Raw genomic sequence first — 20,720 nt, 5'->3', positions numbered from 1 at the left:
TCAAAGGTAAAACAGCTTTCAGCAAAGGGCAAAAGCACCGGTCGGTATTTTATCAAGCGCTGCCGGCCTTGCGAAAAAGAAGCCCTGCATTTCTTCAACCCCAAGCGCCTGCATCCTTTGCGCGACATTGGCGTCTTCGACACCTTCGGCGACAACGCGCAGGCCCAGATCATGCGAAGCTTTCACAACCCACGCGGCAAATGATGATTTGAGACAATCCCCGTTTGCTGTTGCGATGAATTCGCGATCAATCTTGACCCCGGCGAAAACACCGGTTTCCAGAAGCTCCACCGAATTGCTGCCCGAGCCGAAGTCATCAATGTAAATCGCAACACCCCGGTTTTTAAGCATTTTGGCATTGGCAAGAAATGCCGGATCTTTGACGATGTCGCTATGTTCGGTGATTTCGACTTCGATCCTGATATCGCGAAGCAGCATGTCGCTTCGGAAATGAAGGATTTCTTCGAGAAAGCAATTATTGCGAATGGAATAGGGCGAACAGTTGATCGAGACGGTCGGCGAAAAATCGAACCGGGACCGGATATCCTTGGCCTGCCTGCGCACTTCATTCATCACCGCTGTGGTCAGCAGGTTGATGGCCGGATGCCCTTCGCAGGCCAGAATGATTTCCTCAAGAAGGAAACGTTTCTGAAGGTTCGGAAAACGGATCAGGACTTCAAGCCCGCAGGCCAGGCCGGTCTTTGTCTCGATGCGCGGCTGAAAGACAATCGAATAACCGTTATTTTTGATCGCCCGCATGACCAGCCCCGGTGTAATCAGGGTCCCGGCCAGATCAATCGCACGCGAACTCAGCGCCTGTTCGATGGATTTGCGGATCAGTTCAATCGATGCGGGCTTGGATAATATGCACGATACAAAAGCCGTGTTGATGGCCTTGTTCATTGCAGAATTATCAAGATGCCCCGATAGCAGAACACGCGGGATATTCGGCGCAATACCGACCATTTCGCGTAACAACCGCATGCCGGAAAAGCCCGGCATGGCCAGATCCGAAACAATCACGTCAACTTTTCGATGATTATCGCGAAGCCATGAAAGAGCCTCGACCGGATCGGAGAAGGAAACCACGTTGTAACGCTGCCCCAGGGCACGCGCAACGCCACGCAGCAGATTTTCGTCATCATCGACAAAAACGACGGTCGGTTTGAAGGGGTTAACGTTGTTCATATTTGCAAAGCCTTCCCGATGAAGCAGGACGCGATCCCGCAGTGCTCCACACAACCGATCGCCCGTTACATGCAGGACCCTATGGCGGGTCGGGATTTCAAAACATCCCCATATGGGGACTAAATCGTCCGTCCTTCCCGATATCGTCACAAACATGACACTTCATATTTGACGCCATGCCCGCATAATACCTGTGGTAGAATTTCATCCTTCACCACGCCACGGCGACATGAGCATCGGGGCACGTCATGCGGATTGCTGCGTTTAACGTCGAAAACCTGTTTGACCGGGCAAAAGTCTTTAACGATGAAAACCCCGAAGCCCATCGCGATGTGCTGGATGCCCATGCAGAACTGAACAAGCTGTTCGAAAAGCTGGTTTACAGCGATGCCGACAAGGCACAGATGTTAACGTTGATAACAAAACTGGGCATGTTGCGCGGCGACGAAGGCCCCTTTACCCGCATTCGCAAAATCCGTGGCCAGCTGATTTCACGCCCGCGCCCGCCAAAACAGCCCTATATCAAGGCCGATGGCCGCGATGATTGGGTTGGCTGGTGTGAACTTCGCATGGGGTCGGTAGACGAAGCGGCAATGTTAAACACCGCACGCATGATCGGCGATATCGGGGCGGATGTTCTGGCACTGGTCGAGATCGAAAGCCGCCCGGTATTGTTGGCGTTTCAGGATTTCATGCGCGAAAAGGGCGTTTTGCCGGTGCCCTATCGCCATATGATGATCATTGATGGCAATGACGGGCGCGGCATTGATGTCGGCCTTGCTACCCACGAAGGTTACCCGATTGGCGAAATGCGCAGCCACGTCGATGACCTGAAACCCGACGGAGCCCCGATTTTCAGCCGCGATTGCCCGGAATATGAAATCATCACACCATCGGGCGCGCAGATCATGGTTCTGCCCAACCATTTCAAAAGCAAATATGGCGGCAATGACCCGGCAAGCCGCGCCAAGCGACTGGCGCAATCATTGGCGGTTGCCGCCTATTACAATCGTCTGATCGCCGAGGGGTTCGAAAATATCGTGGTTCTGGGCGATCTTAACGATACCCCCGACAGTCCCGAACTTGATCCGTTGCTGCATGGTACGGCCCTTCGGGATGTGTCGGCCCACCCGAGCTTTACCGAGTTCGAATTCAATGCCGGGAATGGCGACCGCGGGACCGGCACGCATGGCCTTGGCAATGATGATGATAAAATCGATTATCTTTTGTTATCGCCTGCCCTGTTTGACCGCGTCACCAAGGGCGGCATTTACCGCAAGGGCATCTGGCCAGGATCACGCCCGCCGCGTTGGGAAACCTATCCCGACCTGATCAGGAAACATCAGGCAGCATCGGATCATCACCTGATCTGGGCCGATATCGATATCTAAGCGCGTTGGATCACAATACCTTTCGCGACCTTCCTGATACTTTTCTAAATTGCGTAAGATCAAAGATTTACCTTGCCGTTCAGGTCAGGATCATTCCAGACTTTATCGCGTTAAAGCTATAACCTGCTTGCGATAACCCCTATATGCCGATGGCACATCCGTGGCCACAAACCCGGCAATCCTGTCTTGGAGGGCGGAATGAGCAAACTGCGCGTGCCTTTGGCGATCCTTGTCGTGATCATTGCGATTGCCGGGGGCGGTTACTATTACTGGCAGCAAAATCAGGAAACCCTTCCCGAATTCATCGCCAGCGGCAATGGCCGGATCGAGGCCGAGGAAGTCCGGGTGGCAACCAAATATGCCGGCCGGGTCGACGAGGTTCTGGTCGATGAGGGCGACGTGGTGCAAGCCGGTCAGGTTCTGGCGCGGATGGATACGGCCGAACTTCAGGCCAGCCTTGCCAAGGCCCGCGCCGAAGTTGCCAGTGCGCAACAAGGCATTTTCGAAGCCAAGGCCGATATCGCTCAGAAAGAAAGCCAGCTTTCCCTCGCGCAGCGACAGCTTGAACGCGCCAACGAGCTTGTCAAAAACAACAATATCGCCCGTGAACAGGTCGATCAGCGCAAATCGGAACGCGACGTGGCCGAGGCCGCCCTTGCGGCGGCAAAATCGCGCCTGACAAGCAGCGAACGTAATGTCGAAGCCGCCCAGGCCGAACTTGACCGCATTCAGGTGCAGATCAATGATTCCGTGCTTAAGGCACCGCGCGGCGGGCGGGTGCAATATCGTCTTGCCGAACCCGGCGAAGTTCTTGCGGGTGGCGACCCGGTGGTAACGGTTCTGGACCTCACCGATGTTTACATGACGATCTTCCTGCCGACCCGGCAGGCCGGTTTGGCCTTTGTCGGCAACGAGGCGCGCATTGTTCTGGATGCCGCACCGAATTTTGTGATCCCGGCCTATGTGTCATTCGTTGCCGATGATGCGCAATTCACCCCGCGCGAGGTCGAAACCAGAAGCGAACGCGACAAGCTGATGTTCCGGATAAAAATCCGCATCGCGCGCGAATTGCTTGAAGAACATAGCAAACGGGTCAAAACCGGCCTGCCCGGCGAGGCCTATGTCATGCTGGCCGATCATAAAAACTGGCCGGAACGCTTTACCCCCAATGTTCCCGATGACGCGACACTGAACCAGAGCCTTCAGGAATGAGTAATGCTCCTGCAAATGGCGCAAATCTTGCCGCGCGGCTGGACCATGTCCGCCACCGATACGGCCATGTTCATGCGCTTGACGATATCAGCCTCGATATCCCCACAGGTCGGACCATCGGCTTTATCGGGCCCGATGGTGTTGGTAAATCCACCGCCCTTGCCCTGATATCGGGTGCGCGCAAATTGCAGGATGGCGTGGTCGAGACGCTGGGCGGGCCGATGGACGACACGCGCCACCGAAACAGCGTTCTGCCCAAAATCGCCTATATGCCCCAGGGGCTGGGCAAGAACCTTTATATGGACCTGACGATCCGCGAGAACCTTGAATTCTTTGGCCGTTTGTTTGGCCAGTCGGCGCGCGAACGCAATGACCGGATTGAAAAGCTGGTAAAGGCGACCGGGCTTGAACCCTTTACCGAGCGCGCAGCCGGCAAGCTTTCCGGCGGGATGAAGCAGAAGCTTGGCCTGTGTTGTGCCCTGATCCATGATCCGGAAATATTGATACTGGACGAACCGACAACCGGCGTCGATCCCCTGTCACGTCGACAGTTCTGGGAACTGATCGACCAGATCCGCAAAACCCAAAGCGGCATGACCGTGCTGGTCGCAACCGCCTATATGGATGAAGCCGCCCGTTTCGACCAACTGATTGCGATGAATGACGGCAAGGTGCTGGCAAGCGGCACAGCGGACGAGATTTTGGAGCGCACCGGGGCCGATAACCTTGAGACCGCGTTTGTAAGACTGCTGCCCGAAGAAGAACGCAAGGGCCATAAGGACCTTGTCATTCCGCCGCGCACCACACATGGCGATGTTCCGGCCATCGTCGCGGACGGCCTGACCATGCGGTTTGGCGATTTTACCGCCGTCGATAATGTCAGTTTCCGCATCGAAAAGGGCGAGATTTTCGGGTTTCTCGGCTCGAACGGGTGCGGCAAGACGACAACCATGAAGATGCTGACCGGGCTTTTGCCCGCGACCGAAGGCACGGCAGAGCTTTTCGGCAAACCGGTCGATGGGCAGGATACCGAACTTCGCAAACGGGTCGGCTATATGAGCCAGGCCTTTTCGCTTTATGCCGAGCTGAGCGTCTATCAGAACCTGGAACTTCACGCGCGGCTGTTTCATCTGCCGTCAGATCGGATAAAGCCGCGGATTGACGAGCTCTCCGAACGGTTCGGCCTGACCGAATATCACGATGACATGGCTGAAAGCCTGCCGCTTGGCGTGCGGCAACGTTTATCGCTTGCGGTTGCCATCATTCACAGCCCGGAAATCCTGATACTGGACGAACCGACATCGGGCGTCGATCCGGTGGCACGTGACGCGTTCTGGCAATTGCTGGTCGAGCTTTCGCGCGATCAGGGGGTGACGATTTTTATCTCTACCCATTTCATGAACGAGGCGGAACGCTGTGATCGCATATCGCTGATGCATGCGGGCAAGGTATTGATTAGCGACACCCCGGATGAAATCACGCAGAAACGCGGTTGCGAAACGCTTGAAGAAGCCTTCATCAGCCATCTGGAAGAAGCTAGCGGCATTGATGACAACGCCCCTGCCCCGGATACATCGGCCATGAACGGGGAAGATGAAACCGGTGCGATGAAATGGAAACCGGCCAAGGCATCAATTTTCAGTTTGCGCCGTTTGTGGGCCTATTCACTGCGCGAAACCATGGAACTGATCCGCGATCCGATCCGGTTGATGTTTGCCTTGCTGGGTACGGCGATTCTGATGCCGGTTTTCGGGCTTGGCATTACCTTTGACGTTGAAAACCTGACATATGCCGCACTGGACCGCGACAGGACGGAAACCAGTCGCACCTATCTTGAAAACCTTGCAGGGTCGCGATATTTCAGCGAACAGCCACCGTTAAACAGCAATGACGAACTCGAACAACGGTTGCTGTCGGGCGATATCACGCTGGCAATTGAAATCCCGCCGGGATTTGGCCGTGACCTTGAAGCCGGACGCAGCCCCGAAGTCGCCGCAACCATCGATGGCACCATGCCGTTTCGCGCCGAAACCATCCATGGCTATGTCGAAGGCATTCACAGCAAATATCTGAACGAACGCAGCATGCGCAACACAGGTTTGCCCGCGCAAACTCTGCCGGTAAGCATTGAGACACGCTATCGCTATAATCAGGATTTCAAAAGCATCTATGCCATGGTGCCATCCGTGATTGCGCTGCTGCTGATGTTTATCCCCGCCGTTCTGATGGCGGTCGGCGTGGTACGCGAGAAGGAACTGGGATCGATCACCAACCTTTACGTCACGCCGGTCACGCGGATCGAATTCCTGATTGGCAAACAATTGCCCTATGTCGGGTTGGGGCTGATCAATTTCGTTCTGATGGTGGCGATGGCGCTGTTCTGGTTCGAAGTCCCGATGCGGGGCAATCCGCTTACCCTTATTGTCGGAGCCTTCCTGTTTGTTTTTGCCACAACCGGTTTGGGGCTTTTGATTTCCTCCTTTACCAAGACCCAGATCGCCGCCCTGTTTGGAACCGCGATTGCGACGATGGTGCCATCAGTGATGTTTTCTGGAATGATGCAGCCGATATCCTCGCTTGAAGGCGCGCCCGCCGTGCTTTCGACCATCATGCCGACATCGCATTTCATGTCGATCAGTGTCGGGGTCTTTACCAAGGCGCTTGGCTTTGCCGAACTTTATCCCCAAATCCTGACGCTGGTGATTTTCTTCCCGGCATTGACCGTACTTTCGATGCTTCTGCTTAAAAAGCAGGAGGCATGACCGCGATGTATGGCAAACGGATTGAAAATATCTATCGCCTCGGCATCAAGGAGCTTTTCAGCCTCCGTCGCGATGTCGTGTTGCTGATCCTGATCTGCTGGGCGTTTTCATTTGCGATTTACAATGCCGCCACCGGTTTTTCCCATGACCTTAAAAACGCATCGATCGCGATTGCCGATCTGGATAAATCCAAATTGTCGCGCCAGATCGGCGATGCGTTTCTGCAACCATTTTTCAAGATACCCGGGGAAATCAGCGAAGGTGACATTGACGCGGCCATGGATGGCGGCGAATACACCTTTGTTCTGGTGATCCCGCCCGATTTTGAAAAGAATCTGATTGCCGGTCATCAACCGGAAATTCAGCTTAACATCGATGCCACCGCCATGATGCAGGCCGGGATCGGCCAAGGCTATGTCAGCAATATCATCGCCCAGGAAGTCCGGACCTTCATGGGCGGGGTTTCAGCCTATGTCGCGGCAAATCACGAACCACCGGCGACACTTGTGACACGTTATGCCTATAACGAAAACGCCACCAGTTCATGGTTCACCAGCGCGATGGAGATCATCAACAACATCACAATGCTCTCGATCATCCTCTCGGGGGCGGCGCTTATACGTGAACGCGAACATGGCACGATTGAACATCTGCTGGTGATGCCGCTTGATCCGTTTGAAATCATGTTGGCAAAGGTCTGGGCCAACGGTCTTGTGATCCTGATCGCCAGTGCGGTATCGCTGTTCTTTGTCGTCGAACTGATGCTTGGCGTGCCGATCATCGGTTCCAAGCTGCTGTTCTTTGCCGGAACCATGCTGTATCTGTTTTTTGCCACCGCCCTTGGCATTTTCCTTGCGACCATGACGAAATCAATGCCGCAATTCGGGCTTCTCTTCATCCTTGTCGTATTGCCGATGCGGATGTTGTCAGGCGGGAATACGCCGCTTGAAAGCATGCCTGAAACGCTTCAGAACATCATGCAATTCGTCCCGTCCAGCCACTTTGTCAGCTTTGCACAGGCGATCCTGTATCGCGATGCCGGGATTGATGTCGTCTGGCAGGAATTCCTGATCGTCTTCGTGATCGCCGCCCTGTTCTTCGCCTTCAGCGCAATCAGGTTCCGCAAAAGCATCGCGGCAATGGGATAGAACTGGAAGCTCCGATTATCCGTGGCGCAGCTTGAAGAACAGGATGGTCGAGGCCAGGACAAGGGTAAAGCCGTTGGCAATGATCACCGGCCAGTCGCCACGGACCAGGCCATAAACCAGCCAAAGCGCGATCCCGGTGCACAGGATCAGAAACATCACAAGTGAGATATCAGCCGTCGAGCGGGTGCGCCAGGTGCGGATGACCTGCGGCAGGAAGGCAATCGTGGTCAGTGATCCGGCAAGAAGGCCCAGGGCGGTTTCGAAAGACATGATCATGGCAGGCCTCCGTCAGATCATCGGGCCGAATGACAAGGCATCAGGCCGAAACAGAACGCTCGTTTGAATGCATTCAACACATATTGCACACGACTTCAAGCGGGAAATATCCGGGCCGATCATGATGCGCCGGAAGCCTTGATAACCTTGGGAAATGAACGGTTTCTGGGGCCAGAAACACAAAACCCCGCTCGGAAACCGGCGGGGAGGAAATGGTGGGCCTAACAAGACTCGAACTTGTGACCTCTCGCATGTCAAGCGAACGCTCTAACCAACTGAGCTATAGGCCCTCTTACCCATCTTTCATCTGACCGGCCTTCAAGGCAGAAGGCTTGGCCAGCACCGTTTGTCACGGCGAGGCGGTATTTAGCCCAAGGCCGTGAAAGGTGCAACCCCTCAATTGGATTTTTGACAAAAAATCTTCATCTATGGGGGACGGGATGGATCGCTGTTGCTATGATCATCATCCAGTTTAGGGAAGACATAACAAACGACAATGAACCAGTTGCCATCGGATCTTACCGGCAATGGACCGGCAACCGTCATCCTGCCATCCCGGCAAACCCTGCCGGTGGTGTTTGCATCGCCCCATTCCGGGCGCCATTATCCGCAGGAATTGATCGAGATTGCGCGCATTGATTCGTTTGCGCTGCGCGCGTCTGAGGATGCCTTTGTCGATCAATTGTTTGCCAGTGCGCCCAAACTTGGCGCACCCCTGCTGTGCGCGACATTTCCGCGCGCCTTTGTCGATGTCAATCGCGGGGCGCTGGAACTTGATCCGCGCATGTTTGACGGCCCCCTGCCCTCGGACGCCGACATTCATTCGATGCGGGCCCTCTCTGGACTGGGATCCATCCCGCGCGTCGTCAGCGGCGGGATCGAAATTTACAAAACCCGCCTGCCGGTCGCCGAGGCGATGCACCGGATCGATACCTTTTATCACCCCTATCACAGTGCACTTCGCAAGCTGATTGATGCAACGCGCGATCAGTTTGGCTATTGCATCCTGATTGATTGCCATTCCATGCCCGGTGATTCTGTCGACAGCAGCAAAAACCGCGTTGATCTGGTTCTGGGCGATTGCTATGGAAGTTCCTGCCATCCGTCTTTGACGCGCTTTGTCGAAGATCGTGTCCGCGATCTGGGCTTTACCCCGTCGCACAATGATCCATATGCAGGCGGTTTTTGCACGCGACATTACGGGCAACCGGAAAACAACGTGCACAGCCTGCAGATCGAGCTTTCACGCTCGCTTTACATGGACGAAGACACGATCACGCCCCATCGCGGATTTGACACCCTGCGCGAACAGATGACGCATCTGATATCGTGCTTCCACGATCTTGACGGGAATCCCTTCTGATGACATCCAGCCCCGTTTCTTCCACACCATCAGGAAAACCGATGCCAAATGGTGCCGCGCCCTTGGAGGATCTTGTGATCCGCGATGCCGAGCCAGAGGATTTTGGCCGCATTACCGAAATTTACGGCCACCATGTCCTGCATGGCCTGGCCTCGTTCGAGGAACGTGCGCCTGAAATCGCCGAACTGACAACCCGCTGGCAGCATGTCCGCGAACGCGGCCTGCCCTATCTGGTGGCGGAAATTGATGGCCGCGTCGAAGGCTTTGCCTATGCTGGGGCCTATCGTCCGCGCCCGGCGTACCGCTTTACGGTCGAGGACACGATCTATATCGCGCCCGATGTTGTCGGCAAGGGGGCCGGTCGCGCGCTTCTGTCCGAACTGATCAAACGCTGCACGGCCCTTGGCTATCGCCAGATGGTCGCCGTGATCGGCGATAGCGCCAATGTCGCCTCTATCGGGTTACACGCGCGCCTGGGCTTCCGGGTGGCGGGCACATTGCAGTCGGCAGGATTCAAACTTGGCCGCTGGGTCGATAGCGTGATCATGCAGCGCGGCCTTGGTGACGGGGATGGCAACTTCCCGGAACGCGATCCAGGGCGGGAGAAATAACCCCTATGCCATAACCTTGCGACACGCGAACAAAGGCACCAGTCAGACAGACGGTGCCTTTTCTTTTTGATGCCGATGGGGAATGGCATTCACCCTTCACCATGGCGCGAGTTGCACCGCACAATCCCGCGCAGGCGACATAATGATATTTCCGGCGCGAATTCCCGCACCCCAGAAAAACCTGTAAAACCCTGGAATTCAGGCAAAAAAGAAGGCCGCCTGTGACAGCGGCCCAAGTCTAGGGAGGAAACGTCCAAGAAACGAGCGACAAGTCGCTCGCCGGAATGCGCTGCGTCCTACCGCAGCGCACAAATAGACATTACCCATTAGATCGGGCGAACGCAACACGTTTTTGACTATTTTTTTATCAAAAAAATTAATGCCCTTTTTTTGGTCAAAATTTCACCAAACTGACACTTTTTCGAACTGAATCCCGGCCAGATGCGGTCATTTTTTCAGCATCCCCATTTTTCCGCGCCACGGTTCATTTCCGAAAAATCGGCAAATCTGATCAAAAGTTGTAATCAGAAATGGCGGAAACACTGCGATTCCATCAGCAGAGTCGAAAATTCGGCTTTCGATTCCCATCATGAGAATCTGCTCCAAACCCGCAGAAACTCTCATTTACGCGGTCTCGCACCCATCAGCATCGCGGAATCCCGAAAAATACAATCGGGTAAAATTGCCCCGCAACATGACCAATTGGGGCAGATTCGCAAAAAGGCGCCCCAAAAAGCGGCGCCTGTCGAAATCTAGGAATAAGCAGAAGAAGAACCTTATGCCGGACCTTCGAAAAGGCCGCAAAGGTCGCGGGGTTAATTCAGGGTCTGATTGACGACCTTGCTGGCATCGGCCGCACGCGCCGATGACGTGGTGGCAGCAGCCCCGGAAATCTTGCGACCCGACAGGCCATCAGCAACGATCTGTTCGCGGTCATGGCGTTTTTTGGCGTCATACATGCGCTGATCGGCAAGGTCGATCAGGTTATGCGGCTGGGAAATGACATCTTCGATCCGCTCGGCCAGTCCGTAACTTGCCTGCTGGGTCAAACCATTGGCAAGATCGGCAAGACCCGGTGCCATGACGCGATGCATGACTTCATTTGCACGCGCCAATGTCAGGTCAGGCAGAATAACAAGGAATTCCTCCCCGCCCCAGCGGATAACCAGATCCGTGCTCCGAAACCGATGCGCCAGATTGCGCCCGGCTTCTTCAAGAATGCGGTCACCGTAATCATGGCCGAACTGATCATTGATTTTCTTGAAGTCATCAAGATCGACAAAGGCCACGGTAAGCGGGCTTCGCTTGCGATAGGCGGCTTCAAAATTAAGACGCAGCATTTCCATGCCAAAGGCACGGGTATAGACCCCCGTCAGCGGATCAATCGCAATTTCCTGCGCGGCAACAATCGTTCGATAAAGCTGAACCATGGCCGCCATCACCGCAAGCGGCAGCAAGACGGGCAAAATCATTTCAACCGGCACATAACCGCCTGCAACGGGCCCCTGCGCACCAAAGAACAGCAACACAACGATCGGAGAAACCATTATTCCCGCCTCGGCCAGTGTCAGCGGCATGATGGCAATCAGGACAACAATGCCAAGAAGCAGGAAACTGTGCGAGGTCAGCATCTTTGGCGACGCCGCAAGATCAAGCCCCGAAAAACCGCACAGCAAGGCGGCGGCAATCACAAGAAACAGCATCGGCAGATAAGGCGCACGGCGACGCCATTTCGAACTGACCGCCCGATTAAGCAGCACCACAACCGCAATCCCCATGACAAGGAGGCGCATGATCACGGCTTGCGATTGCCAGAAGCCATTGCCATAGGCCCCGTCCCAGATCGGGACAAGCGCCAGCAGAACGAGGGTAAAAAAGGCCGCGAAGCGCGCGGTTAGCTGTACCGATTCCTTACGCCGCAGATGCAGAAGTTCTGCATGCCGGGGCGTATAAAGAAAATCACGATATCGACATCGCAAGGGCCCTGCGAAGCGTCGACTATCTCTTCGGGGACCAGATAGCACGCGGGTCAGCTCCAACTCATCTATGCGAAGGAGCCACTGCAGCCCCGAATAACTGCATGATCGTTCCCTGATTTAACCGGCAATTCAACTATCCAGAAGAGGTGGCACGCTGTTTTTGAATTAATTTTTAACTAATTAAGAGAGAAAAAATAGAAACAACCACCTGTTTCAACACAATAATTAACGTATTTTCGCGCCCCTAAGTTGTTTTTCACAACAACAGCACCCTTAAAACCGTAACGCGAATTGCGAAATGGTCGCGACTCGCATCATCCCGAAATCATAAGCCGCACCAAAAAGAAACCGCCACACCGAAAAACCGGTATGGCGGCAAAAATCAACAGAATTTCAGGCTTAGCCCCGGGAAATTAGCCCCAAAGGGCGCGATCAGGAAGCCCCATGACACCCTTGTCAAACGCCAGACCGTTTTCACGGTCTTTTGCCATCCATAGCGGACCGTCAAGATCAACAATGCGGGCATCGGCGGCGGCGATCATCGCCGGTGCCATCGCAAGCGATGTCCCGACCATGCAGCCGACCATGATCTGCATGCCAACCTTGGCGGCAGCATCGGCAAGCTCAAGCGCGCCGGTCAGACCGCCGGTTTTATCAAGCTTGATATTGATCATGTCGTAAAGCTGCGACAAACGCGGAATATCGGCAACGGTATGGATCGACTCATCGGCACAAAGCAGCACCGGACAATCAAGATCAATCAGACCGTCATCCTGCCCGGCGGGCAGCGGTTGCTCGATCATTTCCACACCAAGCGCGTCAAGCTCCGCACCGATATCCTCAAGCAGCGCAATCGACCATGCCTCGTTGGCATCAACAATCAAACGCGATGTCGGCGCACCTTCACGAACCGCACGAACGGATTCGAGAACGTTTTCGCCGTTAAGCTTAAGCTTGAGCAACGGTGCAGACGCCGCCTTGCGCGCGGCTTCACGCATCGCATCAGGCGTATCAAGGCTAAGCGTTTCAGCCGTAATCAGGCCTTCGGGTGCCTTGCGTTCGGCAAGTTCCCAGGCACGACGCCCAAACCGCTTTGCCTCAAGGTCCCAATAGGCACAGTCAACGGCGTTGCGCGCCGCACCGGCCTTCATCGCGTCCTGCAATTCCTTTCGCGTCATCCCACGCGAAAGGGCATCAGCCTGGGCCTCGATATCGGCGATGACGCCTTCGACGGTTTCGTTATAACGGGCATAGGGAACGCATTCCCCACATCCGGTATATTCACCGTCGGTCAGGGCGACCTTGACGACATGGGCCTCGGTCTTGGCCCCGCGCGAGATTTTGAACGCCCCGCGCAGCGGCCAGACTTCAGATGTGACACTTATGCGCGGCACATCAGATCTCCTGCAATTTGTCGACGATCGATGCAACACCGGTCCGAACCGGGTCCACACATGGCAGGCCAAATTCGGCTTCGACCTCGGCCAGAAGCTTTTTGGCCGCCGCATCGTCAAGCGACTTGGTGTTGATCGCAAAACCGGCAACCACACAATCGGGGTTGGTCAGGCGCGCATGCATCAGGTTGACGTCCATCGTGGTTTTCAGGTCCGGCAACTTATAGCCCGGCAGACCACGCATGTGGGTACGGGTCGGTTCGTGGCAAACGATGATGGCATCGGGCTGCGAACCATGGATCAGCCCCATGGATACACCGGCGAACGAGGCATGGAACAGGCTGCCCTGCCCTTCGACAACGTCCCAATGGTCCGGCTCGTTGGCCAGCGCAATGGTTTCAACCGCGCCGGAAATAAAGTCCGAAATCACGGCATCAACCGAAATGCCTTCGCCCGCGATGAAAATACCGGTCTGGCCGGTGGCACGGAAAGTCGACTTCATGCCGCGCTTTTTCATTTCCGCATCAAGCGCAAGGGCGGTGTACATTTTCCCGACCGAGCAATCGGTCCCAACCGCCAGAACGCGTTTGCCCGGACGTTTTTCACCGTTACCGACCGGCAGCTTGCCATCAAAGTGACGGACGTCGAAAAGCTTCACACCTTTGGCATTGGCGGCTTCGACCAGTTCGGGAATCGTCGAAAGGCGCGTATGCAGACCGTTGGCGATATCCATCCCGGCATCAATCGCCGCCAGAAGGGTTTCCATCCATGCCGGTCCGATAATACCGCCGCGGTTGGCAACGCCCAGAACGATGGTTTTCACACCGGCGGCTTTGGCTTCGGCAATCGACATTTCCGGCAGGCCAAGATCGGCCTGACAGCCCGGAAGGCTTAGCTGTGCGACACACCATTCGGGGCGCCACTGCTTGATGCCAATCGCGGTTTTTGCCGCCAGTTCGTCGGGTGCATCACCAAGAAACATAAGATACGGATGTTCGATTTTCATTTTACCTCCTTGACCAGCGTCCAACCGCTGCCCTTATAATCTGAGGCGACTATAACGCAACTTGGTGGGAGCCATCCAGATATATGAATTGATATCTTCGACTATCCACCGAAATACTCGCACAAAATTCGAATATCGAAGCAAATAACAAAAAAACATTCTGAATTCATCGAAGACAAACCTCCTTTCTTGTGAATTTGACCGGGAAACGCCCGGAAAAAGCAAGAAAATGCAATTTTGAAGGACTGGCGCGAAAGCGTCCGACTACACATGAGTACCGATCTCAAAAAGTGGCTTTCTGACCGCAAAATTGAAGAAGTCGAATGTATTGTCCCAGATATGTCCGGGGTGGCACGCGGCAAGGTTCTGCCAACGCAAAAGTTTTTGCGCGGGCTTGAAGCCAAAAGCCTTGCCATCCCCGAGGCAATTTTTTCCATGACGGTCACCGGGGGCTACCCGGAAGAAACCGACGCGTTTCTCGACCCGGCGGAAAAAGACGTTGTGATGGTCCCCGATCCGGAAACCATTCGCGTCGTGCCGTGGTACGAAGAACCGACAGCGCAGATTATTTGCGACTGTTATCATTTTTATGGCGACGAGGTGTCGATCTCACCGCGCCACGTTCTGAAACGTGTCCTTGCGGCCTTTGAAGAACGCGGCATGAAACCGATCATTGCCCCGGAACTTGAATTTTATCTGGTGGCAAAAAACACCGACCCGGACAACCCGCTTGAACCGCCAATCGGACGTTCGGGCCGCCCGGAACGGGCATCGAACGCCTTTGGCATCGATGCGATCAACGAATTCGATCCGCTGATCGAAGACCTTTATGACTATTGCGAGGCCATGAATATCGACGCCGATACCATGAGCCACGAGTCGGGCCCCGCCCAGCTTGAAATGAACTTCAATCACGGCGCGCCGCTTGAACTGGCCGACCAGGCCTTCCTGTTCAAGCGCACGCTGCGCGAAACCGCGCTCAAGCACGGGGTCTATGGCACATTCATGGCCAAACCGATGGGCAACCATCCGGGCAGTGCCATGCATATCCATCAAAGCATCGTCGACATCAAGACAGGCAAAAACCTGTTTGCCGATGACAATGGCGATAACTCGCAGATGTTCCTGAACTATGTCGGCGGCTTGCAGCGGTATCTGCCTGCTGCCATGCCGCTTCTGGCTCCGAACATGAACAGCTATCGCCGTTTGCAGCCCTGGTCGGATGCCCCGATCAACATGCATTGGTCACTTGATAACCGGACTGTCGGCCTGCGTCAGCCGAACGGCCCGGCCAATGCACGCCGTATCGAAAACCGCATTCCGGGTGCCGATGCCAACCCGTATCTGGCGATTGCGGCATCGCTTGCCTGTGGTCTGCTGGGTATTATCGAGGAAATCGACCCGACCGCCCAGATCGAAGGGTCGGGTTATGACCGGGCGCATTCCCTGCCCCGTCACATCCACGAAGCACTGGCCAAATTCCATCGGTGCAAACCGCTAAAAGACCTGTTGGGCGAAGAATTCTCGGCCGCCGTTCTGGCCGTCAAGGAAGCCGAATGGGATGCCTATCAGACGGTGATCAGCGCGTGGGAGCGTGAACACCTTCTGCTGAACGTTTGATTGAATTCTTGCGCCAGGGCATCATCTCTGGCGCAAGAATGTTGCATGATGAATGCCTAATTTTTCACTTGATGCGAAAAATGCCCAAAAATCCATCTTGTATTTGACAAAAACCTGAGGCATTCGAAGGATATGAGGGTCTTGGAGAAAGCAATAACAGGACCTTCAAATTTTCAAACGCTGCCACATGGGAGGCTCAGCGAAATGAAATCACTTCTTAAATCTTCCAGCCTGGTTGTCCTTGCCGCAGCCCTTTCGGGCTTTGCCGCAAGCGCATCGGCACAGGAAGTCCTTAATGTTTATAACTGGTCTGACTATATCGGCGAAGAAACCGTCGCCAATTTCGAAAAGGAATATGGCGTAAAGGTCAATTACGACGTCTATGACAGCAACCAGGTTGTCGAAGCCAAACTGCTGGCTGGCAATTCGGGTTATGACCTTGTCGTTCCGACTCTGGCCGATGCACAGCGCCTGATCCAGGCGGGCATCTTCCAGAAAGTCGACAAATCCAAACTGGAAAACTTTGGCAATCTGGACAAGGTAATCCTGAACCAGACCGCCAAATACGATCCGAACAACGATTACGCTGTTCCGTACCTTTGGGGCACCAACGGCATTGGCTATAACGTTGCCAAGGTTCAGGAAGTTCTGGGTGACGATGCCCCGCTCGATAGTTGGGCGCTGGTTTTTGATCCGCAATATGCCGAAAAACTGTCGAAATGCGGTCTGACCATGCTTGACGATCCGGGCGAAATCGTGCCGCTCGTCAACTTCTATCTTGATAAGCCAGATTCCAAACAGTCGACCGCGGATATCGAAGCCGCAATGGCCGAACTCGAAAAAATCCGTCCCTACATCACCTATTTCCACAGTTCGCAATATATCAACGACCTTGCCAACGGTAACGTCTGCGTATCGATCGGCTGGTCGGGTGACGTTGGTCAGGCTGCCCTTCGCGCCGAAGAAGCCGGCAATGGCAACGAGATCAAATACGTGATTCCGAAGGAAGGCACACTGATCTGGTTTGACGTGATGATGATTCCGGCCGATGCGCCGAACCCGGATTTGGCCCACAAATTCATTGATTACATCCTGCGCGCCGATGTCGGTGCCGATCTTGCCAACTATGTCGAATATGCCAGCCCGAACGAGGCTTCCATGGAATTCATCGACGAAGATCTGAAAGCCGATCCGGGTGTTTACCCGTCGCAGGAAGTCAAGGAACGCCTGCGTTCCAAGATCGAGCCGGGCTCGAAAGAACTTCGGACCCGTACCCGTCTGTGGACCAAGCTTAAAACCGGTCAGTAATCGATCCATTGATCGATCAAGTAAATCGGTCCGGTTAATATCAGACATGCCCAAAGGGGCGCTGCACAGTTCGCAGCGCCCCTTTTTTGTGACATTGCGAACTGTGACTCGTGATGACGTGCGTGAAATTGCGCAGGGTGCCAAAGCCGCGCTAAACGAAGATGAAACCGCCAACAATGCACATTTTCTGAACACCTCTGCTGACTTTTCCGCCATTTATCGCAATTTCAATCACGAAACGTTCGAAATATCGCACACCCCTCTTTACAGATTGTGGAATTGCTTCATCCTGTTAATCAGGCAGAACCAAAACATCGGACGGCAAGCTTCGGCCAACCGCGCTCGAATGCATAGCCGGGCATGTCGCCCGATGTTTTGGGTATATCTCGACAACAAACAAGGGGAGAAGCTTGGTGTCGCAGGGGGCTTTGCAGAAAGCACACGAGGATGTGCACAAGACTCAGCCTTGGAACAATCCCGAAGCGGTCCCGTTTATCCGTTTCGAGAATGTGACCAAGAAGTTCGGCGACTTTTATGCCGTCGATGATGTGTCGCTTGATATTTACCGGCATGAATTATTTGCCCTTCTGGGCGGATCTGGCTGCGGCAAAACAACCCTTTTGCGGATGCTGGCCGGGTTCGAGGAACCTACAGCGGGCAAAATCTTCATCGATGGTGTCGATATGGCAGGCGTCCCGGCCTATGAACGCCCGACCAACATGATGTTCCAGTCCTATGCCCTGTTCCCGCACATGACAGTCGAACAGAATGTTGCCTTTGGCCTGCATCAGGACGGATTGCCGAAATCGGAAATCCGCACGCTGGTTTCCGATATGCTGGCCCTTGTGCAAATGACCAAGTTTGCCAAACGCAAACCCCATCAGCTTTCCGGCGGGCAGCGCCAGCGTGTTGCTCTGGCGCGATCCCTTGTCAAAAAGCCAAAGGTTCTTCTGCTCGACGAACCGCTTGGCGCACTTGATAAAAAGCTGCGCGAACAGACACAGTTCGAACTGGTCAACATTCAGGAAAAGGTCGGCACCACCTTTGTCATGGTCACCCATGATCAGGAAGAAGCCATGACAATGGCATCGCGCATTGCGGTGATGAATGAAGGTGTGATCCGTCAGCTTGGCACCCCGTTCGAACTTTACGAATATCCCAACAGCCGCTTTACCGCGAACTTCCTGGGTCAGGTCAACCTGATCGAAGGAACGCTTGTCGATGATGACGAAAAATACGCCGTCATTCATTCCGACGATGCCGGTGGTGAAATTTATATCGACCACGCCGTTCAGGGCCACGAAGGGGCGACACTTTGGATCGCGCTTCGCCCGGAACGTTTGCGCCTGCTGACCGAAAAACCGACCGATACGAAATATAATTGCCTTTCTGGCAAGGTCGAGGAAATCGGTTATCTTGGCGGGCTTTCGACCTATCACGTGCGCCTTGATAGCGGTTTCCGCATCAAGGTCACCGAACCCAATTCCAGCCGCCATATCGAACCACGTTACACGTGGGAAGATCGCGTCTGGGTAACGTGGGAGGCCGGGGCTGCTTCGGTTCTGAACCAATGAGCAGTGACAAGCCAACCCTGAAACAACGTTATGATCGCCTGATGCTCAAGCATGGCCGGGTCCTTGTGATCGGCCTGCCCTATCTCTGGCTGATGCTGTTCTTCCTGATCCCGTTCCTGATCGTTCTGAAAATCAGCTTCGCCACCGCCGAATACGCCCAGCCGCCCTATAGCGCGCTGTTTACGTGGATTGACGAAGGGGTCAATATCACGATCAATTTCGGCAATTACCTGTTTCTGCTTAGCGACAGTCTTTATATATCGGCCTATCTGAATTCGATCCGGATTGCAGCGATTTCAACTGTGATCACGCTTCTGATCGGTTATCCGATGGCCTATGGTATTGCACGCGCGCAAGGATCGCTTCGCAGTGTGCTGCTGATGATGGTGATCCTGCCGTTCTGGACCAGCTTCCTGATCCGCGTTTATGCCTGGATCGGCATTCTGGACCGCGAGGGGTTGATCAATGCGCTGTTGCTCAATCTCGGCATCATTTCCGAGCCATTGATCATGCGTCAGACCGAATTCGCGGTCTATATCGGCATTGTCTATACCTACCTGCCCTTCATGATCCTGCCGCTTTATTCCACGCTGGAAAAAATGGATGTCAGCCTGATCGAGGCCGCCCTTGATCTTGGCTGCAAGCCATGGAAAGCCTTCATGAAGGTGACATTGCCCCTATCGATGCCTGGCATTCTGGCCGGATCGCTTCTGGTGTTCATTCCGTCCGTTGGCGAGTTTGTCATCCCGGAACTTCTGGGCGGGCCGAATACCCTGATGATCGGTCGAACGCTTTGGAACGAATTCTTTGCCAACCGTGACTGGCCGATTGCATCCTCGGTCGCGATTGCGATGCTGCTGTTCCTTGTTGTACCGATCATGTGGTTCCAGCACATCCAGACCAAGCAGGAGGAAAACGGACAATGACCGGTAAACGTTCGACTTTCCTTCTCAGTGCCTTGGTGTTCGGCTTTGCATTTCTGTATGTCCCGATCCTGCTTGTGATCATTTATTCGTTTAACGAGGGCAAGCTGGTCACCGTCTGGACCGGTTTCTCGTTCAAATGGTATGTGTCGCTGTTTTCCAATGACGGCATGATCGATGCCGCCTGGAACAGCCTTCGGATCGGGGTGATGTCGGCAACGCTAGCCCTTGCGGTTGGCACACCGGCCGGGCTTGTCATGTCCCGTTTCGGACGGTTCAAAAGCCGCACCCTGTTTTCGGGCATGGTTGCCGCCCCGCTTGTGATGCCCGAAGTCATCACCGGCCTGTCCCTGCTATTGCTGTTTGTCACCCTTGAACAGTTGATCGGCTGGCCAGCCGGGCGTGGTGTAACCACGATTGTGATCGCACACACGACCTTCTGTGCCGCCTATGTCGCAGTTGTTGTGCAATCGCGACTGGCGGGCATGGATACCTCGGTCGAAGAAGCCGCGATGGACCTTGGCGCCAAACCGGCAAAGATTTTCTTTGTCATTACCCTGCCCATGATCCTGCCCGCACTTCTGGCCGGGTGGCTTTTGTCTTTCACCCTGTCACTTGACGATCTGGTGATTGCAAGCTTCGTCGCCGGTCCGGGCTCCACCACCCTGCCGATGAAGGTTTTCTCATCCGTGCGGTTGGGTGTTTCGCCGGAAATCAACGCGCTCGCGACACTGATCATCCTTGCCGTATCGGTGATGATCGTGATTTCCAGCCTTCTGATCCTGCGGTCAGAACGGGCGCGGACCCGATCCATGAACCAGACGACAATCGATACCTGATGTCATGTCGCCCAATGCAAAAAAGCAGCACCTTCGCGGGTGCTGCTTTCAGACTGCTGACAAAGTCCTCGCCATTGGCGGGGACTTTTGATTCAATGGGGAATGCTTAAGAAACCCAGCCCACAT

Annotated in this window: 17 protein-coding genes and 1 tRNA gene; 11 read left to right on the top strand and 7 right to left on the bottom strand. The window is 54.6% G+C overall.

Features of this window, described 5'->3' with window-relative positions; all coding sequences use genetic code 11:
• Positions 1-18: 18 nt before the first annotated feature.
• Positions 19-1,188, bottom strand: coding sequence for an EAL domain-containing protein (locus BC440_RS07840; protein WP_071239742.1), 1,170 nt, complete (start codon positions 1,186-1,188; stop codon positions 19-21).
• A gap of 248 nt (positions 1,189-1,436) precedes the next feature.
• On the opposite strand from BC440_RS07840, the gene BC440_RS07835 reads away from it, so the two are divergent.
• The 4 genes from BC440_RS07835 to BC440_RS07820 all read left to right on the top strand — a co-directional run bounded on the left by BC440_RS07835 (position 1,437) and on the right by BC440_RS07820 (position 7,701).
• The gene (locus BC440_RS07835; RefSeq protein WP_071239741.1) at positions 1,437-2,579 is read left to right on the top strand and encodes an endonuclease/exonuclease/phosphatase family protein; all 1,143 of its coding nucleotides are present in this window, start codon (positions 1,437-1,439) and stop codon (positions 2,577-2,579) included.
• A gap of 198 nt (positions 2,580-2,777) precedes the next feature.
• A complete protein-coding gene (locus tag BC440_RS07830) occupies positions 2,778-3,791 on the top strand; it encodes an HlyD family efflux transporter periplasmic adaptor subunit (RefSeq protein ID WP_071239740.1) in 1,014 nt (337 codons plus the stop codon).
• Complete coding sequence (rbbA, locus tag BC440_RS07825; RefSeq protein WP_071239739.1) at positions 3,788-6,553, top strand: ribosome-associated ATPase/putative transporter RbbA; 2,766 nt, start codon at positions 3,788-3,790, stop codon at positions 6,551-6,553. The genes BC440_RS07830 and rbbA overlap by 4 nt, the downstream gene beginning before the upstream one ends.
• Positions 6,554-6,558: 5 nt before the next feature.
• Positions 6,559-7,701, top strand: a complete 1,143-nt coding sequence (locus BC440_RS07820) for an ABC transporter permease (protein ID WP_071239753.1) — start codon at positions 6,559-6,561, stop codon at positions 7,699-7,701.
• A 15-nt stretch (positions 7,702-7,716) separates the two neighbouring features.
• Here the strand turns inward: BC440_RS07820 and BC440_RS07815 are convergent, their stop codons facing one another.
• The gene (locus tag BC440_RS07815; RefSeq protein ID WP_007091776.1) at positions 7,717-7,977 is read right to left on the bottom strand and encodes a SemiSWEET transporter; all 261 of its coding nucleotides are present in this window, start codon (positions 7,975-7,977) and stop codon (positions 7,717-7,719) included.
• A 213-nt stretch (positions 7,978-8,190) separates the two neighbouring features.
• Positions 8,191-8,267, bottom strand: a tRNA-Val gene (locus BC440_RS07810).
• A 206-nt stretch (positions 8,268-8,473) separates the two neighbouring features.
• Between BC440_RS07810 and BC440_RS07805 the strand changes: the two genes are divergently transcribed.
• Together BC440_RS07805 and BC440_RS07800 are read left to right on the top strand one after the other, a co-directional pair.
• On the top strand, positions 8,474-9,340 hold the full coding sequence (locus BC440_RS07805) for an N-formylglutamate amidohydrolase (RefSeq protein ID WP_037987882.1): 867 nt from the start codon (positions 8,474-8,476) through the stop codon (positions 9,338-9,340).
• Positions 9,340-9,951: an N-acetyltransferase family protein gene (locus BC440_RS07800; protein ID WP_348769612.1), complete on the top strand. Its 612-nt coding sequence runs from the start codon at positions 9,340-9,342 to the stop codon at positions 9,949-9,951. Before BC440_RS07805 ends, BC440_RS07800 begins: the two co-directional genes overlap by 1 nt.
• Positions 9,952-10,398: 447 nt before the next feature.
• Here the strand turns inward: BC440_RS07800 and BC440_RS23105 are convergent, their stop codons facing one another.
• From BC440_RS23105 to dgcN, 4 genes are all read right to left on the bottom strand, one after another.
• Complete coding sequence (locus BC440_RS23105) at positions 10,399-10,575, bottom strand: hypothetical protein (RefSeq protein WP_175484470.1); 177 nt, start codon at positions 10,573-10,575, stop codon at positions 10,399-10,401.
• Positions 10,576-10,766: 191 nt separating this feature from the next.
• A complete protein-coding gene (locus tag BC440_RS07795; RefSeq protein WP_071239738.1) occupies positions 10,767-11,930 on the bottom strand; it encodes a GGDEF domain-containing protein in 1,164 nt (387 codons plus the stop codon).
• A 413-nt stretch (positions 11,931-12,343) separates the two neighbouring features.
• Complete coding sequence (gene dgcA / locus BC440_RS07790; protein WP_071239737.1) at positions 12,344-13,324, bottom strand: N-acetyl-D-Glu racemase DgcA; 981 nt, start codon at positions 13,322-13,324, stop codon at positions 12,344-12,346.
• Between the two features lies 1 nt (position 13,325).
• Positions 13,326-14,330 (bottom strand): N-acetyltransferase DgcN, encoded by a 1,005-nt coding sequence (dgcN, locus tag BC440_RS07785; RefSeq protein WP_071239736.1) that lies wholly within the window; start codon positions 14,328-14,330, stop codon positions 13,326-13,328.
• Positions 14,331-14,600: 270 nt separating this feature from the next.
• Between dgcN and BC440_RS07780 the strand changes: the two genes are divergently transcribed.
• The 5 genes from BC440_RS07780 (at position 14,601) to BC440_RS07760 (ending at position 20,594) form a co-directional block, all read left to right on the top strand.
• Positions 14,601-15,950: a glutamine synthetase family protein gene (locus BC440_RS07780; protein ID WP_071239735.1), complete on the top strand. Its 1,350-nt coding sequence runs from the start codon at positions 14,601-14,603 to the stop codon at positions 15,948-15,950.
• 204 nt (positions 15,951-16,154) lie between these two features.
• Positions 16,155-17,258 (top strand): polyamine ABC transporter substrate-binding protein, encoded by a 1,104-nt coding sequence (locus BC440_RS07775; RefSeq protein WP_071239734.1) that lies wholly within the window; start codon positions 16,155-16,157, stop codon positions 17,256-17,258.
• Between the two features lie 413 nt (positions 17,259-17,671).
• A complete protein-coding gene (gene potA, locus BC440_RS07770; protein WP_007091767.1) occupies positions 17,672-18,832 on the top strand; it encodes a polyamine ABC transporter ATP-binding protein in 1,161 nt (386 codons plus the stop codon).
• The gene (locus tag BC440_RS07765) at positions 18,829-19,758 is read left to right on the top strand and encodes an ABC transporter permease subunit (RefSeq protein WP_037987892.1); all 930 of its coding nucleotides are present in this window, start codon (positions 18,829-18,831) and stop codon (positions 19,756-19,758) included. Before potA ends, BC440_RS07765 begins: the two co-directional genes overlap by 4 nt.
• Positions 19,755-20,594, top strand: coding sequence for an ABC transporter permease subunit (locus BC440_RS07760; RefSeq protein WP_007091765.1), 840 nt, complete (start codon positions 19,755-19,757; stop codon positions 20,592-20,594). The genes BC440_RS07765 and BC440_RS07760 overlap by 4 nt, the downstream gene beginning before the upstream one ends.
• Positions 20,595-20,720: the final 126 nt, after the last annotated feature.

It is taken from the genome of Thalassospira sp. MIT1004 (assembly GCF_001858545.1).
GTDB lineage: Bacteria > Pseudomonadota > Alphaproteobacteria > Rhodospirillales > Thalassospiraceae > Thalassospira > Thalassospira xiamenensis.
This window is presented reverse-complemented; position numbering and strand designations above follow the sequence as displayed.

What these genes read in the sequence shown, in the direction of transcription:
- BC440_RS07840 (WP_071239742.1), bottom strand. Translation starts at nt 1,188, where the DNA reads ATGAACAACGTTAACCCCTTCAAACCGACCGTCGTTTTTGTCGATGAT.
- BC440_RS07835 (WP_071239741.1), top strand. Translation starts at nt 1,437, where the DNA reads ATGCGGATTGCTGCGTTTAACGTCGAAAACCTGTTTGACCGGGCAAAA.
- BC440_RS07830 (WP_071239740.1), top strand. Translation starts at nt 2,778, where the DNA reads ATGAGCAAACTGCGCGTGCCTTTGGCGATCCTTGTCGTGATCATTGCG.
- rbbA (WP_071239739.1), top strand. Translation starts at nt 3,788, where the DNA reads ATGAGTAATGCTCCTGCAAATGGCGCAAATCTTGCCGCGCGGCTGGAC.
- BC440_RS07820 (WP_071239753.1), top strand. Translation starts at nt 6,559, where the DNA reads ATGTATGGCAAACGGATTGAAAATATCTATCGCCTCGGCATCAAGGAG.
- BC440_RS07815 (WP_007091776.1), bottom strand. Translation starts at nt 7,977, where the DNA reads ATGATCATGTCTTTCGAAACCGCCCTGGGCCTTCTTGCCGGATCACTG.
- BC440_RS07805 (WP_037987882.1), top strand. Translation starts at nt 8,474, where the DNA reads ATGAACCAGTTGCCATCGGATCTTACCGGCAATGGACCGGCAACCGTC.
- BC440_RS07800 (WP_348769612.1), top strand. Translation starts at nt 9,340, where the DNA reads ATGACATCCAGCCCCGTTTCTTCCACACCATCAGGAAAACCGATGCCA.
- BC440_RS23105 (WP_175484470.1), bottom strand. Translation starts at nt 10,575, where the DNA reads ATGAGAGTTTCTGCGGGTTTGGAGCAGATTCTCATGATGGGAATCGAA.
- dgcN (WP_071239736.1), bottom strand. Translation starts at nt 14,330, where the DNA reads ATGAAAATCGAACATCCGTATCTTATGTTTCTTGGTGATGCACCCGAC.
- BC440_RS07780 (WP_071239735.1), top strand. Translation starts at nt 14,601, where the DNA reads ATGAGTACCGATCTCAAAAAGTGGCTTTCTGACCGCAAAATTGAAGAA.
- BC440_RS07775 (WP_071239734.1), top strand. Translation starts at nt 16,155, where the DNA reads ATGAAATCACTTCTTAAATCTTCCAGCCTGGTTGTCCTTGCCGCAGCC.
- BC440_RS07765 (WP_037987892.1), top strand. Translation starts at nt 18,829, where the DNA reads ATGAGCAGTGACAAGCCAACCCTGAAACAACGTTATGATCGCCTGATG.
- BC440_RS07760 (WP_007091765.1), top strand. Translation starts at nt 19,755, where the DNA reads ATGACCGGTAAACGTTCGACTTTCCTTCTCAGTGCCTTGGTGTTCGGC.